Origin of the sequence: Tsukamurella paurometabola, from assembly GCF_900631615.1 — a bacterium.
In the GTDB taxonomy this organism is placed as follows: Bacteria; Actinomycetota; Actinomycetes; order Mycobacteriales; family Mycobacteriaceae; genus Tsukamurella; species Tsukamurella paurometabola_A.
The window spans coordinates 4231277-4247346 of sequence record NZ_LR131273.1 but is presented as its reverse complement, the minus strand read 5'-3'; the positions used below and the strand labels follow the sequence as shown (position 1 = coordinate 4247346).

Below are 16070 nucleotides of genomic sequence, written 5' to 3'. Positions count from 1 at the left end.
CGCCCAGCGTGGAGAACGTTTCGTACCCAAACTGGGGATGAGCGCCGGCGCGACCGCGTTGTCGTCCGCGGGCTCGGCGAGCATTCGACCATGACCAGACATCACGCGGACCCCGTCCTGAAGATCGACTCCATCGGCGACCTCGTCGCCGCCGTTCCGGCCCTCCTCGGCTTCTATCCCACGAGGTCGGTGATCCTGCTCGCGCACGACGAGGTGACGGGCCGGATCGGCGCCACCGCGCGCACCGACCTCGGCCTGAACCGATCCGGAGGACTGAGGAAGGACTGTCGCGCGCACATCGCCGAGGCGGTGGGGATGCTGCGACGGCAGGGCGCGGACCGGCTGTTCTGCGTGGTGGTCGACGAGCGCCCGTTCGCGCGCGTGGTCCCCGGGCTGCTGCAGGTCCTCGAGGACGCCGCGCGGTCCCGGGACACGATCGATCCGGACCTGGAGATCATCGACGTGCTGCTGCTGGACCGGATCGAAGCCGAGGAACGGTGGATCTGCCGGCACGGTGAGAGCGGATCACTGCCGGACCCGGCGGCCTCGCCGGTGATGGTCGCGGCGGTCGTCGAGGGGCGCACCGTGCACCGATCCCGGGCGGAGCTGACCGACCAATTGGCGGAGGAGGGCCCCGGCGTCACAGCGGATCGCTGCCGCGACGCCGCGGACGGCGAGGCGGACGGCGACCCCTGTGAACTGTTGGCCGTCGTGGTCAGTGCCGTCGCCGCGCAGGGGCGAGCTCCGCTCTCGGACGCCGATGTCGCGCTGCTCGGCGGCGCACTCCTCGACGTCGCGGTGCGCGACGCGGCGATGGCACTGGGAATCACCGTGATGGCCGACGAGGCCCGGGGCCTGTTCGCCGAGTTGGCGCGCCGCCTGCGGGGCACGCCCCGCGCCGCCGCGGCGACGTTGGTGGCCGCCGCGAGCTACCTCCGCGGGGACGGCCCGCTGACCGGCATCGCCCTCGACGCGGCGCTGACCGCGGACCGCGGCTACCGCGGCGCGCACCTCCTGGCGCACGCCCTCGCCGCGGGCATGCACCCGCGGGACCTGTGCCTCACCGCCGAGGTCGGCGTGGGCGTGGCGCGCCGACTCGGCGTGGAACTCCCGCCCCGGGGCATCGACTTCCCCCTCGCGGGATGAGGGGTCGGGGAGCGGGTTCCATCAGGCGCGACGTGCGGCGTGCGCACGATCACCGAGGGCCTGCGTGTACTCCCATGCGTCGGAGACGATCTCGCGCAGATCCGTCTTCTCGGGCCGCCACCCCAGCTCGTCGACCGCCCGCTGCGAGGAGGCGACGAGGACCGCCGGATCGCCGGCCCGGCGCTCGGCGGCGGTCTCGGGGATATCGCGCCCCGTGACCTCGCGGCAGGTGTCGATCACCTGGCGCACGGAGAAGCCCGCGCCCGATCCGAGGTTGAAGACCTCGTGCCGGCCCGGCTGCGCGTGGTCGAGCGCCAGCAGGTGCGCCTCGGCCAGATCCTTGACATGCACGTAGTCGCGGACCGCGGTGCCGTCCGGTGTGGGGTAGTCCGCGCCGAAGACGGCGATGTCACCGCGCTGGCCCAGCGCGGTCTGCAGAACCAGCGGGATGAGGTGGGTCTCGATCTCCCGGTTCTCCCCGAACCCGGCGTAGCTCCCCGCGACGTTGAAGTAGCGCAACGAGACCGCGGCCAGACCGTACGCGGTGGCGTACGAGGAGATCGCGGCGTCGATGGCGAGCTTGGTCGCGCCGTAGGTGTTGGTCGGCGCGGTGCGCGCGTCCTCGGTGATCGGGACGGACTCGGGCTCGCCGTACGTCGCCGCGGTCGACGAGAAGACCAGTCGCGGCACGCCGGCCGCGAGCATCGCGTCGAGCAGCGTCAGGGTTGTCACGACGTTGCCCTGCCAGTACTTGTGCGGGTGCGACACCGACTCGCCCACCAAGGACTTCGCCGCGAAGTGCAGCACGCCGTCGAAGTCGCCGTCGGCCAGCAGGGGGCGTGCGGCGTGCGCCACGTCGCCCTCCACGAAAGTCGCGCCGGCGGGCACCGCCTCACGGTTGCCGGTGCTCAGGTCGTCGAGCACCGTCACCTCGTGGCCGCGCTCGAGCAGCACCTGCGTGCACACGCTGCCGACGTAACCGGCGCCGCCCGTCACCACCAGGCGCATCGGCTACACCGCCTCGACGAAGACGGCGTGGGCCATCTCGTCGGGAAGCTCGAAGTCCTCGTGACCCGCGACCGAGATGATCACGGCGCCGCGCTGGACGGTGACGGACACGCGGGCGTCCGGCACGACGCCGGCCTCACGGAACCGGCCGATGAGGTCGGTGTCCGCCTGCACGTGCTCGGCCAGGCGCTTGATCACCACGGCGGTGGGGCCGCCCTGGGGGAGGTCGGTGAGACGGGCGGGGCGCGCGGGCTCGTTCGCGATCGCCATGCCGAGCTCGCCGAGGCCCGGGATCGGGTTGCCGTAGGGAGAGGTGGTCGGGTTGCCCAGCACCTCCAGCAGCCGCCGCTCCACGTCCTCGCTCATCACGTGCTCCCAGCGGCACGCCTCGGCGTGCACGTTCTCCCACTGGAGGCCGATGACGTCCACGAGCAGCCGCTCCGCCAGGCGGTGCTTGCGCATCACCGCGATCGCCAGCTGGCGACCCTTCTCGCTGAGCTCGAGATGACGGTCGCCGGCCACCCGGACGAGACCGTCGCGCTCCATGCGCTGCACCGTCTGCGAGACGGTGGGACCACTCTGCTCGAGACGCTCCGCGATCCGCGCCCGGAGGGGTACGACGCCCTCCTCCTCGAGCTCGTAGATGGTCCGCAGGTACATCTCGGTGGTGTCCACCAGATCGTTCACGTCTCCAGCTCCTTATCGTCACCGTCGAGCTTAACCGAGACGGCCTCCCGTCCCCCGTACTTAAGGTTACCTAACTTCGAAGCGGTGCAGGAGGGCAACGGCTAGGGTCGTGACTCATGGCACGGTTCCCCGACTCCCAGGTGGTCTGGGACCCCTCGGTACTCGACTACCGGTTCTCCCACTCCCATCCGATGGACCCCGTGCGGCTGCGCCTGACGATGGAGCTCTCGCGGATGCTGGGCGTCCTCGACGGGGCCGAGGTGGTGACCCCCGCGGACTTCGATCCGCTGGAACTCGCCCGCGCGCACACCGACGACTACCTCGCCGCGGTCCGCGTCGCGGGCTCGGGGCGCTCGCGGATCGACCTCACGGGGTACGGACTCGGCAACGACGACAATCCGATCTTCCTCCGCATGCACGAGGCCGCGGCGAGCCTCGTCGGGTCGACCCTCACCGGCGCGAAGGCGATCGCCGCGGGCCACACCACCCGGGCCGTCAACATCGCGGGCGGTATGCACCACGCGATGCGCTCGCACGCGTCCGGGTTCTGCGTCTACAACGACGCGGCCATCGCGATCTCCTGGCTGCTCGACAACGGATTCGACCGGATCGCGTACCTCGACATCGACGCCCACCACGGCGACGGGGTGCAGGCCCAGTTCTGGAACGACCCCCGGGTGCTCACGGTGTCCCTGCACGAGGACCCCCAGCATCTCTGGCCCAACACCGGCTACCCGACGGAGCTCGGCGGGCCGGAGGCCCGGGGCACCGCGGTCAACATCCCGGTGCCGGCCTTCTGTCCCGACGATCTGTGGCTGCGCGCCTTCCACGCCGTGGTCCCGTCGGTCGTGCGCGAGTTCCGTCCCCAGCTCATCGTCAGTCAATGCGGCTGCGACTCCCACGCGTCGGACCCGCTGACCGATCTCTCGCTCACCGTCGACGGGCAGCGCGCCGCGATCCTCGCGATGCGCGACCTCGCCGACGAGGTGTGCGACGGCCGGTGGCTCGCAGTCGGCGGCGGCGGATACCAGCTCGTGCACGTCGTGCCCCGAGCCTGGACCCACCTGATCGCGGCCGTCGTCGGTGCCGACGTCGATCCCACCACCCCGATCCCCGAGGAGTGGAAGGACCTCGCCGCGAGCCTGCCCACCGACCAGGTCGGCGCCGTCGGCGCGCTGCCGGACACCATGGGCGAGGGCGGCGCCACCGGCTACACCCCGTGGGAACCCTCCTCGTACGACCCCACCTCCGCACCGATGGAGGCCGCCGCGGACCGCTTCATCGCCCGCACCCGATCCGCTGTTTTTCCGCTCCACGGACTCGACCCCGAGGATCCCCGTGACTGACGTGATGCCCCTGCCGCCCTTCGCCACTCCAGGACGCGACCCGGAGGATCCCCGTGACTGACGACACCCCGCTCCACCCCCCGGGCCCCGCCACCGACCCGTTCCCGGCGCCGAGCCCGCAGGCACCGTCGGGCCCCTACGAGTTCCCGGCGCACTGGGTGGCCGATGTCCTCGCGTCCGACGGCGGTGTCGTGCACCTGCGGCCCGTCGTTCCCGACGACGCGGATGCGATGGTGGAGTTCCACGCCGGGCTCTCCGAGCGCACCCGCTACCTGCGCTACTTCGGGCCGTACCCGGTGATGCCGCCGCGCGACGTCGCCCGGATGACCACCGTCGACCACGAACAGCGTGTCTGCCTGCTCGCGATCCTCGGCGGCAAGATCATCGCCGTCGGCCTGTACGAGGGCCTCGCCGACTCCGGGAAGCCGACATCGGCGGAGGTGGCGTTCGTCGTCGCCGACGAACACCAGGGGCGCGGCCTCGGACCGATCCTGCTCGAGCACCTCGCCGGGGCCGCCGCCGAGAACGGCTTCCACCGCTTCGAGGCGGAGGTGCTCGCCGAGAACCGGTACATGGTCAACGTCTTCAAGGCCGCCGGCTACGAGCTGCGGCGCAGCTTCGACGGCAGCGTCGTGCACGTCGAGTTCGGCATCGACCCCACCGAGGCCCTCGTCGCCGTGCGCAACGCCCGCGAGCTGGCATCGGAGGCGCGGAGCGTGAGCAACGCGCTGCGCCCGACGTCGATCGCGGTGATCGGCGCGTCGACCACCCCCGGGAAGGTCGGGCACGCGGTGCTGCGCAACATCATCGCCGGCGACTTCGCCGGACCCGTGTACCCGGTGCACCCGGAACGCCGATCAGTCGCGGGCATCCGCGCCTACGAATCCGTGCGGGACATCCCCGACCAGGTGGATCTCGCGGTGGTGGCCGTGCCCGCCGACAACATGGACCAGGTGCTCGACGACTGCCTCGCCAAGGAGGTCCGGACGCTGCTCGTCGTCTCGTCGGGCTTCTCCGACGCCGGCGGCCGGGGCAAGGAGTCGGAGCGGCGCCTGCTCAAAGCGGTGCGCTCCCACGGCATGCGGCTGATCGGCCCGAACGCGCTCGGCGTGATCAACACCGATCGCGAGGTGCGGATCAACGCGACGCTGGCCCCCGTCGTTCCCGGTCGCGGCAACGTGGGCTTCTTCTGTCAGTCCGGTGCGCTCGGCATCGCGATCCTGGACACCGCGGCGAAACGCGGTGTGGGCCTGACGACCTTCGTCTCCGCCGGTAACCGCGCCGACGTCTCGGGCAACGACGTGTTGCAGTACTGGGACACCGACGACGCGACCGAAGTGGTGCTGCTGTACCTCGAGAGCTTCGGCAACCCGCGCAAGTTCGGCCGGATCGCGCAGCGACTGTCCCGGCAGAAACCGATCGTCGCCGTGCACCGCGGCGGGATCGACGCCGACCGCCGCCGGCGCGGTTCCGAGGCGCTGTTCGAGAACTCCGGTGTGGTGCAGGTCGATTCGATCCCGGAGCTGTTCGACTGCGCCACCTTCTTCAGCTACCAGCCGCTGCCCGCCGGCCCGCGCGTCGCCGTCATCGGCAACTCGACGGCGCTCGGGATCCTCGCCACGCACACCGGGATCCGAGCGGGACTCGACGTGGCGCAGCCCGTCGACCTCGGTGCGGCCGCGACCCCCGAGGAGTTCGGTGCGGCCATCGACGCGGCCCTCGCCGACGACGCGGTCGACGCGATCATCGCGGTCTTCGTGCCGCCCGTGGAGGCGCCCCCCGAAGCGCACGCCGCGGTGCTCCTCGAGGCCTCCCGGAAGCTGATCAAGCCGATCGTCTCCACCTTCCTCGCCTTCGACGGCGTCACCGAGCTGCTCGCCGCCACCGACGAGGACGGCGTGCGGGTACGCGGCTCGGTCCCGTCGTACCCCGAGCCGGAGCGTGCCGCGCGGGTCCTCGCCCACGGCTGGCGGTACGCGCAGTGGCGAGCCCGCCCCGTCTCGGACACCGCACGGCCCGACGGCACCGATGTGGAGACGGCGCGCACGCGCGTGCGGGAATGGTTGCCCACCGGGGACGCGGACACCGGCCCCGTCACCCTGAGCTTCGCCCAGAGCGCGGAGCTGCTGGGCCTCTACGGGGTGGGTGTCGTGGCCTTCGATGTGGCGTCGACGCCGGACGAGGCCGTCGGGGCCGCGGACCGCCTGGGCTACCCGGTGGCGGTGAAGGCCATGGGGGAGCGCTGGCGCCTGCGTGCCGACCTCGCGGCGGTGCGCCTGGACCTGACGGGGCCGCAGGCCGTCGCCGATGCCTTCGCGGAGCTGACGGAGGCGACGGGGGAGTCGACGCTGCACGTGCAGCGGATGGCGCACAAGGGCATCGGCTGCGCGGTGGGCTACGAGAACGACCCGCGGATCGGCCCGCTGCTGTCCTTCGGGCTCAGCGGAGCCGTGCCCGAGCTCCTGGGGGACCGCGCGTACCGATTGCTGCCGCTCACCAACGCCGCAGCGGCCGACCTGGTGACCGCGACGCGCTCCGCCCCGCTCCTCGACGGCTTCGCCGGCGAGTCCGGCGTCGACCGTGTCGCGCTGACGGACGTGGTGACCCGGATCGCCGCCCTCGCCTACGAGGTGCCCGAGATCGCCTCCATCGACTGCCAACCGATCCTCGCCACGACCGACGGCGCCTCCGTGCTGTCCGCCGTGATCCGCATCGGGCATGCGAGCGACGTTCTGGCCCAACAAGCGGAACCGCGCCGGCTATGAGAGCCGACGCGCTTCCTTCGGGGATGGATCGGGGCTGATCAGCTCGCGTACGCGCGCAGGCGGTCGGCCCGCTCGCCGTTGCGGAGCTTGCTCATGACCTCACGCTCGATCTGGCGCACGCGCTCGCGGGAGAGCCCGAAGAGCTTGCCGATCTGGTCCAGGGTGCGGGGCTGGCCGTCGTCGAGGCCGTAGCGCAGGCGGATGACCTGCTGCTCGCGCTCGTCGAGGGTCGCGAGCACGGAGCGCACGTCGCTGTGCATCAGGCTCGAGATCACGGCGGACTCCGCCGAAGCGGCCTCCGAGTCCTCGATGAAGTCGCCGAGGGGCGCCTCCTCGTCGGACCCGACGGGCATGTCCAGGCTGACCGGGTCCCGCGAGTGGTCCATGAGGTCCGCGATCTTCTCCGCCGGGATGCCCGACTCCGCCGCGAGCTCGGCGTCCGTGGCCTCACGGCCGAGCTGCTGGTGCAGCTCGCGCCGGATGCGGGCGAGCTTGTTCACCTGCTCCACGAGGTGGACGGGGAGCCGGATGGTGCGGGACTGATCCGCCATGCCGCGGGTGATCGCCTGCCGGATCCACCACGTGGCGTAGGTCGAGAACTTGAATCCCTTGGCGTAGTCGAACTTCTCCATCGCGCGGATCAGGCCGAGGTTGCCCTCCTGGATCAGGTCCAGCAGGGGCATGCCGCGGCCGGTGTAGCGCTTCGCGAGCGAGACCACGAGGCGCAGGTTGGCCTCCAGCAGGTGCTGCCGGGCGGCCTGGCCGTCGCGGACGATGTACGCGAGGTCCCGCTTCTTCGACGCCGCCATGCGCTTCTTGGTGGCCAGCAGGTGCTGGGCGTAGAGCCCGGCCTCGATGCGCTTGGCCAGCTCGACCTCGTCCTCCGCGGTCAGCAGGGCGGTGCGGCCGATGCCGTTCAGGTACACGCGCACCAGATCCGCGGCGGGACTCTGTGCGTCGAGATCGGCCTCGGTCAGCGGGGGCCGCACCCGATCAGCGGGGCGGGCTGCGGTGCTAGCGGTGTTGACGCGGTGTGCCATGTGGCTGCCTCCTGTTCGCCGGTACATCTGGTTCAACGGACGACGGGCGTGCAGAGTTCCCGGCCCGCGATGCGCTGACCTGCGGAAACAGCGAGATGTTCTGAGAAGTTGCTTAGAGGAAGGTTATGAATCCGTGCCGGAACAGGTCGGCGAGCAGGCGGCGGGCCGGATCGACGAGGTCGTCCTCGCCCGTCGCCGCTTCGAGCAGCAGCGCGAGATCCTCGGTGGTGAGTCCGCCGCGGCACCCCGCGAGCAGGCGGGCACCCGCGTCGTCGAGCTCGTGCACCCAGCGCGGGCCGGACATCCGGGTCACGCGCACGGCGACCTCGCCCCAGCCCTCCTCGCCGGGCGTCGACACCCGCTCGAGCGCGACGTCGTCGCCCAGCAGCGGGCGGGCCGCGTCCAGGTCCGCATCGCGCAGCCACCGCATCCGCGCGAAGTGCGCCGGGACCTCGTCGCCCAGTGGATCGTCGAAGGGGTGGCTCAGGTCCTCGCACACCACCTCGGACGGCCCGTCGGTCGACCGCAGGAAGACGAAGCCGAAGCCGATGCCCGTCACGCCGGCGTCGGCGAGGTGCGCGAGCCATCGGTCGGACTTCGCGCGGCCCTCGCCGACGCGGGGGTCGAGCCCTTCGTCGCGCAGCCAGGTCCCCACGTACAGCGCGGGATCGGCCACGTCGCGCTGCAGCACCCACGCCTCGATGCCCTCGGCGGGCAGCCAGGATGCGACTCGCGCCTGCCAGGTCTCGTCGTCGCGGTGCACCCACGACGCGAGTAGCGCGGCCGTGCCGCCCGCCGCGAGATGCTCGGGCGCGCCCCGCACCACCAGCTCGGAGGCGCCGTCGAGATCGAGTCCGGAGTCGCGGTAGGTGTGGTCGACGCGGCCCTCACCCACGACGAAGGGCGGGTTCGCCAGCAGCAGGTCGAAACGGCGCCCCGCGACGGGAGCGAACCAGTCGCCGGTCACCACGTCCACGTCGACGCCGTTCAGCGCGGCCGACGCCGCGGCGAATCCGGCGGCCCGCTCGCTCACATCGGTGGCGGTCACGGAGTCGGCGAACCGCGTCGCGGCGCAGGCGTGCACGCCGCAGCCGGTGCCCAGGTCGAGGACGGAACCGACGGGCTCCCGCGGCGTCGCCCGCAGCAGCGACTGCGAGGCGTGCCCCACGCCCAGGACGTGCTCGCGGTGTTGCGGGTGCGGCCGCATCAGGCCGTCGAGGTCCGAGAGGAACCACTGCGGCCCCTCGGGCAGATCCAGGGGGCGCAGGCTCAGCGCGGCCCGGACCCGGGACGGATCGTCCGGGGCGGGCTCGAGGAGCCCGGCGTCGATCGCCTCGTCGACGGTGACGGGGGCGAGGGCACCGTCGACCTGCGCGCGCTCGACGGGTGCGGCGGCGAGGAACAGGCGAATGAGCACGTCCAGCGGCGCTCGGCCGGCCGCCACGGTCTCGACGGGGCCGGGCTCGCCACGGGAGAGGCATCCGTAGGCGTCGCCCAGGCGATCGGCGACGGCCGATTCCGAGAAACCGGCGGCGGCCAGTGCGGGGCCGAGCCGGCGGCACAGCGGTGCCAGCGCGGGGGAGAGCCGCACCTACTCGCCGCGTGCCGAGACGGTGGTGATCGGGTGCCCCTGGAGGGCGAGGCGGTCGAGCTTGCGCCGCGTGAAGCGGTCCGGCTCACCCTTGCGCTTCTTCGGCCGGTCGTTCGCGCGGATCACCGCGATCCACGGGATCGGGATGGACCCGCCCAGCACGGCGAGCGCGATGATCCAGTTGCCGGTGGCCGAGTAGATCCACGCCGAGATCACGAGGGCGGGAATTCGGATCGCCATGATCATCAGATACCGGCGGACGCGCCGCCGGTGCTGCTCGTCGTACGAGTCCTCCGCATCGGTGATCACGTAGGTGGCGTCGCCTTGGTTTCCCACACTTCGATCGTCCCACTGCGGCTGGCAGAATGAAAGTCATGAGTACGAAGACCCTGGAGAAGCCGGACGTCGATGTCGACGCCGACACCGGCAACGACGACGACAGTCCCAAGTTCTTCCACTACGTGCGGAAGAACAAGATCGCCGAATCGGCCGTGATGGGGAACTACGTCGTCGCGCTCTGCGGCGAGACCTTCCCGGTCACCAAGTCGGCGAAGCCGGGTTCGCCCGTCTGCCCCGAGTGCAAGAAGATCTACGACCGCCTCAAGAAGTAGCCCTCAGCGCGGCTCCACCTCGCGCGCGGGCCGGGAGGGCGGCACGCGCGCGACACCCGGGTCGGCCGTGCGCGGCGACGGCAGGTCGGTCTCGACGGTGCGCCGCGGCGGCGCGTCGGTCTCGACGGTGCGCGCGTCCGGCGGCGTCTCCGCCTCGGCGGGCGGTGCATCGGACTCGGGGCGTTGGCGGCGCCGGATCGGGTCCGTCGCGCGGCGCAGCCCCTCGGCGGCGGCCCTGCCCGGATCGGGGATGCCCGCCTCCTTGATCTGCTCGACCACCCAGCCCCGCAGCTGATCGGTGCGGATCTCCCGGGCGGGCCACCGGTCCTGCAGCGCGGCGTTGAACTCGGCGCCCACCATGACGGCGAAGCCGAGGAAGAACGTGAACAGCAGGAAGGCGATGGGCGTCGCCAGCGCGCCGTAGGAGATGCCCCGCCCCGAGGCGATGAACGACAGGTACACCCGCAGTCCCGTCGACGCGACGAGGAAGATCAGCGCCGCCAGCGCCGCGCCGGGGACGTGCCGGTACCAGGGCAGCGGCCGCGGCAGCGCCTGCCGGTAGAGCAGGGCGAGCCCGCCCACCAGCATGAGCACGACGAACGGCAGGTAGCCGAAGTCGATGAGCTGCGCGACCGCCGGGTGCCAGGACGCGGGGATGTACTTGATGATGAAGCTCGGTCCGAGCGCGACGAGCGGCAGCGTGAACACCGCGATCACGAGGAACTCGAGGTAGAGCACCAGCGCGAACAGGCGCTGGTACACCGGGTTGCGCACGGTGTGCTGGTCGTGGGCCATGCTGATCGAGTCCACGTACGACGACAGCGCGGACGACCCGGCCCACAGGGCGATGATGAAGCCGACGGACGCCACGTCGCCGCGCCCCTGCTGGAGCACCCCGTCGACCATCGGCCGAATGATCTCGTCCACCACGTTGGGCGTGAAGACGCGCAGCCCGAAGGAGATGAGGCGGTCGTGGATCACCCCGATGGTGTCGGGGCCGAACCAGTTGGCGACGTAACCGATGAGTCCCATCAGCGCGAGCAGCAGCGGCGCCAGCGACAGGGTGGTCCAGAAGGCGGCCTGGGCGCTGTGCCCGACGATCGAGTCGTCCCAGGACTTCACGACGGTGCGCCACAGCACCTGCGGCATGCCCTTGACGACGCCCCACGCACGCCGCGGGAAGGAGACATGCGGGGGCTGATCCAGGTCCTGGGTGTGCGGCCCTGGATCGTGCCGCTCGGCATCCTGCGCCGGGCCCGGTTGCCGGTTCGCCGGCGTGCCGTGTGCGTCGTCCATCATGTTCAGTCTTGCGCACCGGCGCCGATCACGCCGGAACCGGGACCGCCGCGTGTTGCGAGTAGACTGCTTCCGGGTTCACGATCGACCCGCCCGCGCCGCGGACTCGCGCCGGGCGGGCTTGTCTCGCGGTTTAGGGGTGCGTTTCTCGATGGCGGTTTCACTTCGTGTCTGGCAGCGCCGTGCGCTCACGAAGTACTTGACCTCGAAGCCTCAGGACTTCCTCGCCGTCGCCACGCCGGGCGCCGGCAAGACCACGTTCGCGCTGCGGGTGGCCGCCGAGCTGCTGGCCGACCGCACCGTCGAGCGGGTGACGGTGGTCGCCCCGACCGAGCACCTGAAGTACCAGTGGGCCGAGGCGGCCGCCCGCAACGGCATCAACCTCGACCCGAACTTCACGAACTCGGGCGGCAGCACGTCGTCGGACTTCCAGGGCGTGGTGATCACCTATGCGCAGGTGGGCATGCACCCGTACAAGCACCACGCGCGGACCACGGCGTACAAGACGCTGGTCATCCTCGACGAGATCCACCACGCCGGCGACGCCAAGAGCTGGGGCGAGGGCGTGCGCGAGGCCTTCGAGCCGGCCACCCGCCGCCTCGCCCTCACCGGCACGCCGTTCCGCAGCGACGACAACCCGATCCCGTTCGTCACCTACGAGCCCGAGGCCGGTGGCGGCCAGCGATCCAAGGCCGACCACGTCTACGGCTACTCGGACGCACTCGCCGACGGCGTCGTCCGGCCCGTCGTGTTCCTCGCCTACTCGGGTCAGGCGAGCTGGCGCACCAGCGCGGGTGAGGAGTTCACGGCCCGCCTTGGCGAGCCGCTGAGCAAGGAGCAGACGGCACGCGCCTGGCGCACCGCGCTCGATCCGCACGGCGATTGGATCCCCGCGGTGCTGCAGGCCGCGAACACCCGCCTCGACCAGCTCCGGCGCGCGATGCCCGATGCGGGCGGTCTGGTGATCGCCACCGACCAGTCGACGGCGCGTGACTACGCGGAACTGCTCGAGGAGATCAGCGGCGAGAAGGTCACCGTCGTGCTCTCCGACGATCCGACCGCCTCGAAGCGGATCTCCCAGTTCTCCGAGGGCACCGACAAGTGGATGGTCGCCGTCCGCATGGTGTCGGAGGGCGTCGACGTCCCGCGCCTGGCTGTCGGCGTGTACGCCACGAGCGCGTCCACCCCGTTGTTCTTCGCGCAGGCCATCGGGCGCTTCGTGCGACTGCGGGTGCCGGGCGAGACCGCGAGCGTCTTCCTGCCCTCGGTGCCGGTCCTGCTGGACCTCGCCGCGAAGCTCGAGGAACAGCGGGATCACGTGCTGGGTAAACCGCACCGCGAGTCCGACGGGCTCGAGGACGCGCTGCTCATCGACGCGAACAAGCAGAAGGACGAGCCCGGCGAGGAGGAGAAGGCGTTCGTCTCCCTCCACGCCGACGCCGAGCTGGACCAGCTCATCTACGACGGTTCCTCCTACGGCACCGCCACCTTCTCCGGGAGTGAGGAGGAGGCCGACTACCTCGGCCTGCCCGGGTTGCTCGACGCGGAGCAGATGCGGGCGCTGCTGCAGCAGCGACAGAAGGAACAGGTCGCCGAGCGGACGGCCGTCGAGGAACGTCCCGCGCCCCCGCCGCAGGTCGAGGAGCGGGCGAGTGCCGGCGCGCAGTTGTCGGCCCTGCGCCGCGAGCTCAACTCCCTCGTCGCGATGCATCACCACCGCACGGGCAAGCCGCACGGCGTGGTGCACAACGAGCTACGCAGCCGGCTGGGCGGCCCCGTCACGGCGATGGCGTCGGCGGAACAGCTGCGGGAGCGGATCGCGGCGCTGCGCACCTGGAAGTGATCGCCCCGCGCTACAACGCCCGGAGAACGGCGACGGCGCCGTGCACCCGGAAGTAGGGCGGGTGCACGGCGCCGTCGGACGCGGAACTAGACGGTGACGGGCTCACCGGCGATGGTGGCGCCCTGCGCCTCCAGTTTCGCGCGGTGCTCGGTGAAGTGGTGCCCGCAGAAGAGCAGCTCGAAACCCGACGGGAGTACCGCACGGACCTGGGCGGCCGCCGAGCAGCGATCGCACCGGTCGGACGCCGTCAGGGGAGCGAAGGCATCGCCCGCGGGGGCCTCTGAAGTGACTGTGTTCGTCATGACTCCTCCGTTCCTCACGAACCGTTCTTACATCTCTTTATACGTTCGAGGGTACCCATTTGTTCCACCACACCGGGGAGGCGGGCGGCATGTTCTCCCAGGGTGAACAACGTCCGGGTACGGAGACGGCCCCGGGAAACACGGGTGCGGGGCGCGCGAGTGGTCCCCTAGGGTGAGGCCCGTGGCGCAGCTGATGATCCCCGCGATGTTCGTGATCGGGGCGATCAGCCAGTACGTCGGCGCCTCCCTGGGGGTGGGGCTGTTCGAACAGCTCTCGCCGGTCGCCGTGGCGTGGCTGCGCGGCGCCGGCGCCGGCCTCATCCTGCTCCTCGCACTGCGCCCGCGCCGTCGCGACTGGACCCCGGCACGACTGCGCGCGGCCGCGCTGTTCGGCACCGTCACCGTCGCCATGAATATGGCGTTCTACGAGGCCATCGACCACATCGACCTCGGCACCGCCGTCGCGATCGAGTTCCTCGGCCCCATCGCGGTGGCCGTCGCCGGCTCGCGTCGCTCCGTCGACCTGATCGCCGCCGGCGCGGCGCTGGCGGGCGTGGTGTGCGTGGCCGGGGTCAACGTGGGCGGGGTCGCCGGGTCCGACGGTGCGGTCGGCGTCGCGTGCGCGCTGCTCGCGGCCGGCCTGTGGGCGGGATACATCGTGCTCGGCAAGCGGGTCGCCGACGCCGGCGGTGGTATCGAGGGGCTCGGCGTCGGCCTGGCCGCCGGCGCCCTGGTGCTCGCACTGCCCGGCCTCGGGCCCGATCTCGTCACCCGCCCCGAGGCCTTCCTCAGCTGGCAGGTGTGGATCCTCGGCCTCGGGCTCGGCCTTCTCAGTTCGGTGGTCCCGTACGCGCTCGACCAGGTGGTGCTCACCCGCGTGGGGCGCGAGCGGTTCGCCCTACTGCTCGCCCTGCTTCCCGTGACCGCCGCCGGCGTGGGCGCCGTGATGCTGGGGCAACGCCCCGGTTGGCTCGAGGCGGTCGGCATTGCGCTCGTCGTGATCGCCATCGCCCTGACGTCGCGCCGGACGCCCGCACCCGATGAGCGTGCCTTTCCAGGAACGTGACCTGGAAAGGTCACATCGCGCCGAGTGCGTCGGCGAATTGGGTTGCGAAGAATTCGATCTCGTCGGAGTCGATCGGCAGTGGTGGCCGGACCTTGAGGACGTTGCCGTGGTGTCCTGCCGTGGAAATCAGCACGCCGCGGTTACGCAGCCCGTCGACCAGTTCGACTGCTCTCACGCGGTCTGGAACTTTGGTGTCGCGGTCGGCGACGATCTCGATACCCATGAAGAGACCACGCCCACGTACGTCTCCGATGACAGGGCTGCCCTTCTGAATCTCTCGGACGAGCCCGCGCAACTGCTCACCGCGGGTCGCGGCCGCATCGATGAGGCTCTCCGTCTCGATAACGTCCAGTACCGCGGCTGCGGCAGCCATCGACACCGGGTTGCCGCCGAACGTGTTGAAGTACGGCACTGCACTCGCGAGAGCGTCGGCGACGTCGGTTGCCAACACCGCGGCTGCCACAGGAAAACCCGCAGCCATGGGTTTGCCCATCGTCACGATGTCGGGCGTCACGGCATGGCGCTGGTAGCCCCACATCCCATGCCCCAGGCGGCCGAAACCGGGTTGGACCTCGTCCGCGATGAACAGGCCCCCTGTGGCTCGAACGGCCGCCACCGCACCCGCGAGGAGGCCGGCGGGGTCGGGCTGGATCCCGTCCGAGGAGAAGACTGTGTCGAGGAGCAGCGCGGCCACACCGATGCCGGATCGCTGCAGATCAGCTGCCGCCTCCGCGACCGCGGCCGTGAACTCCGCGGCTGCACGGTCGCCTGTCCGATAGGGATCGGGGGCATCGACGACGCGGACCCACCCGGGCACGTCGGGGTCCACCGACGGCGAGCACGCTGCACTGACCGTAGTGCCGCCGTGGTAGGCGCCGCGCGTGACGATGACGCCGCGGCCGCCGGTCGCGTGGCGGGCAAGCCGCACGGCGAGGTCGTTCGCCTCGGAACCCGTGCACGCGAACGAGATCTGGCCGAAGCCGGGCATCGTGCGCAGCAGGCGCTGCCCGTAGTCGATCGCGCCCTCGTGCAGGTATCGGGTGTGGGTGTTCAGGGTGGCCGCCTGAGTGGCGACGGCCTCGACCACGGCGGGGTGGCAGTGGCCGACGCTCGCGACGTTGTTGTACATGTCGAGGAAGCGGGTGCCGTCCGCGTCGGTGAGCCACAGGCCCTTCGCGGACACCGGGTGGATCGGACGCCGGTAGAGGAGCGGTGTGCGTTCACCGAGGACGGCCCCGCGGCGCGCGATCAGGTCCCGGACGTCGTCGGACAGGCCCGCCGCGTCGGCGGCGGTGAACCGGTTCACGTCGAGCGGCGAGGTGGTGGGTACTGAGGTGATGTCCGCCATGGTGCGGCCTTTCGTTCGTGC

The 16070-nt window shown here is 71.4% G+C and carries 14 protein-coding genes; 6 read left to right on the top strand and 8 right to left on the bottom strand.

Annotated elements, in window-relative coordinates:
* Window positions 1–90 precede the first annotated feature (90 nt).
* Complete coding sequence (locus ELY19_RS21150) at window positions 91–1146, top strand: DUF4192 domain-containing protein (RefSeq protein ID WP_126198239.1); 1056 nt, start codon at window positions 91–93, stop codon at window positions 1144–1146.
* A gap of 21 nt (window positions 1147–1167) precedes the next feature.
* Here the strand turns inward: ELY19_RS21150 and galE are convergent, their stop codons facing one another.
* Window positions 1168–2154 (bottom strand): UDP-glucose 4-epimerase GalE, encoded by a 987-nt coding sequence (gene galE / locus ELY19_RS21145; protein ID WP_126198238.1) that lies wholly within the window; start codon window positions 2152–2154, stop codon window positions 1168–1170.
* Between the two features lie 3 nt (window positions 2155–2157).
* Window positions 2158–2841: an iron-dependent transcriptional repressor DtxR gene (locus ELY19_RS21140; RefSeq protein ID WP_126198237.1), complete on the bottom strand. Its 684-nt coding sequence runs from the start codon at window positions 2839–2841 to the stop codon at window positions 2158–2160.
* Window positions 2842–2957: 116 nt separating this feature from the next.
* Between ELY19_RS21140 and ELY19_RS21135 the strand changes: the two genes are divergently transcribed.
* Window positions 2958–4187 carry an acetoin utilization protein AcuC gene (locus ELY19_RS21135; protein WP_126198236.1) on the top strand — a complete coding sequence of 410 codons (1230 nt, stop codon included), beginning with the start codon at window positions 2958–2960 and terminating at the stop codon, window positions 4185–4187.
* Between the two features lie 53 nt (window positions 4188–4240).
* Window positions 4241–6952, top strand: coding sequence for a bifunctional acetate--CoA ligase family protein/GNAT family N-acetyltransferase (locus ELY19_RS21130; RefSeq protein WP_126198235.1), 2712 nt, complete (start codon window positions 4241–4243; stop codon window positions 6950–6952).
* 38 nt (window positions 6953–6990) lie between these two features.
* Here the strand turns inward: ELY19_RS21130 and ELY19_RS21125 are convergent, their stop codons facing one another.
* The 3 genes from ELY19_RS21125 to ELY19_RS21115 all read right to left on the bottom strand — a co-directional run bounded on the left by ELY19_RS21125 (window position 6991) and on the right by ELY19_RS21115 (window position 9919).
* Window positions 6991–7992, bottom strand: a complete 1002-nt coding sequence (locus ELY19_RS21125) for a sigma-70 family RNA polymerase sigma factor (protein ID WP_227967004.1) — start codon at window positions 7990–7992, stop codon at window positions 6991–6993.
* 112 nt (window positions 7993–8104) lie between these two features.
* Complete coding sequence (locus tag ELY19_RS21120) at window positions 8105–9583, bottom strand: DUF7782 domain-containing protein (RefSeq protein WP_126198234.1); 1479 nt, start codon at window positions 9581–9583, stop codon at window positions 8105–8107.
* On the bottom strand, window positions 9584–9919 hold the full coding sequence (locus tag ELY19_RS21115; protein WP_126198233.1) for a DUF3099 domain-containing protein: 336 nt from the start codon (window positions 9917–9919) through the stop codon (window positions 9584–9586). It lies immediately after the preceding gene.
* A 38-nt stretch (window positions 9920–9957) separates the two neighbouring features.
* On the opposite strand from ELY19_RS21115, the gene ELY19_RS21110 reads away from it, so the two are divergent.
* Window positions 9958–10194 (top strand): DUF3039 domain-containing protein, encoded by a 237-nt coding sequence (locus ELY19_RS21110; protein ID WP_126198232.1) that lies wholly within the window; start codon window positions 9958–9960, stop codon window positions 10192–10194.
* Between the two features lie 3 nt (window positions 10195–10197).
* Here ELY19_RS21110 and ELY19_RS21105 read toward each other — a convergent pair whose 3' ends face one another.
* A complete protein-coding gene (locus ELY19_RS21105; RefSeq protein ID WP_197715945.1) occupies window positions 10198–11490 on the bottom strand; it encodes a YihY/virulence factor BrkB family protein in 1293 nt (430 codons plus the stop codon).
* 151 nt (window positions 11491–11641) lie between these two features.
* Here ELY19_RS21105 and ELY19_RS21100 point away from each other — a divergent pair, with 151 nt between their 5' ends.
* Entirely contained in the window at window positions 11642–13333 is a 1692-nt protein-coding gene (locus ELY19_RS21100) for a DEAD/DEAH box helicase (protein ID WP_126198230.1), read from the top strand.
* An 86-nt stretch (window positions 13334–13419) separates the two neighbouring features.
* Here ELY19_RS21100 and ELY19_RS21095 read toward each other — a convergent pair whose 3' ends face one another.
* Entirely contained in the window at window positions 13420–13635 is a 216-nt protein-coding gene (locus tag ELY19_RS21095) for a DUF7455 domain-containing protein (protein WP_126198229.1), read from the bottom strand.
* A gap of 181 nt (window positions 13636–13816) precedes the next feature.
* Here ELY19_RS21095 and ELY19_RS21090 point away from each other — a divergent pair, with 181 nt between their 5' ends.
* The gene (locus ELY19_RS21090) at window positions 13817–14701 is read left to right on the top strand and encodes an EamA family transporter (protein ID WP_322745653.1); all 885 of its coding nucleotides are present in this window, start codon (window positions 13817–13819) and stop codon (window positions 14699–14701) included.
* A 10-nt stretch (window positions 14702–14711) separates the two neighbouring features.
* Here the strand turns inward: ELY19_RS21090 and ELY19_RS21085 are convergent, their stop codons facing one another.
* Window positions 14712–16049 (bottom strand): aspartate aminotransferase family protein, encoded by a 1338-nt coding sequence (locus ELY19_RS21085; protein ID WP_126198228.1) that lies wholly within the window; start codon window positions 16047–16049, stop codon window positions 14712–14714.
* Window positions 16050–16070 lie beyond the last annotated feature (21 nt).

What these genes read in the sequence shown, in the direction of transcription:
- ELY19_RS21150 (WP_126198239.1), top strand. Translation starts at nt 91, where the DNA reads ATGACCAGACATCACGCGGACCCCGTCCTGAAGATCGACTCCATCGGC.
- galE (WP_126198238.1), bottom strand. Translation starts at nt 2,154, where the DNA reads ATGCGCCTGGTGGTGACGGGCGGCGCCGGTTACGTCGGCAGCGTGTGC.
- ELY19_RS21135 (WP_126198236.1), top strand. Translation starts at nt 2,958, where the DNA reads ATGGCACGGTTCCCCGACTCCCAGGTGGTCTGGGACCCCTCGGTACTC.
- ELY19_RS21125 (WP_227967004.1), bottom strand. Translation starts at nt 7,992, where the DNA reads ATGGCACACCGCGTCAACACCGCTAGCACCGCAGCCCGCCCCGCTGAT.
- ELY19_RS21110 (WP_126198232.1), top strand. Translation starts at nt 9,958, where the DNA reads ATGAGTACGAAGACCCTGGAGAAGCCGGACGTCGATGTCGACGCCGAC.
- ELY19_RS21105 (WP_197715945.1), bottom strand. Translation starts at nt 11,490, where the DNA reads ATGGACGACGCACACGGCACGCCGGCGAACCGGCAACCGGGCCCGGCG.
- ELY19_RS21100 (WP_126198230.1), top strand. Translation starts at nt 11,642, where the DNA reads ATGGCGGTTTCACTTCGTGTCTGGCAGCGCCGTGCGCTCACGAAGTAC.
- ELY19_RS21095 (WP_126198229.1), bottom strand. Translation starts at nt 13,635, where the DNA reads ATGACGAACACAGTCACTTCAGAGGCCCCCGCGGGCGATGCCTTCGCT.
- ELY19_RS21085 (WP_126198228.1), bottom strand. Translation starts at nt 16,049, where the DNA reads ATGGCGGACATCACCTCAGTACCCACCACCTCGCCGCTCGACGTGAAC.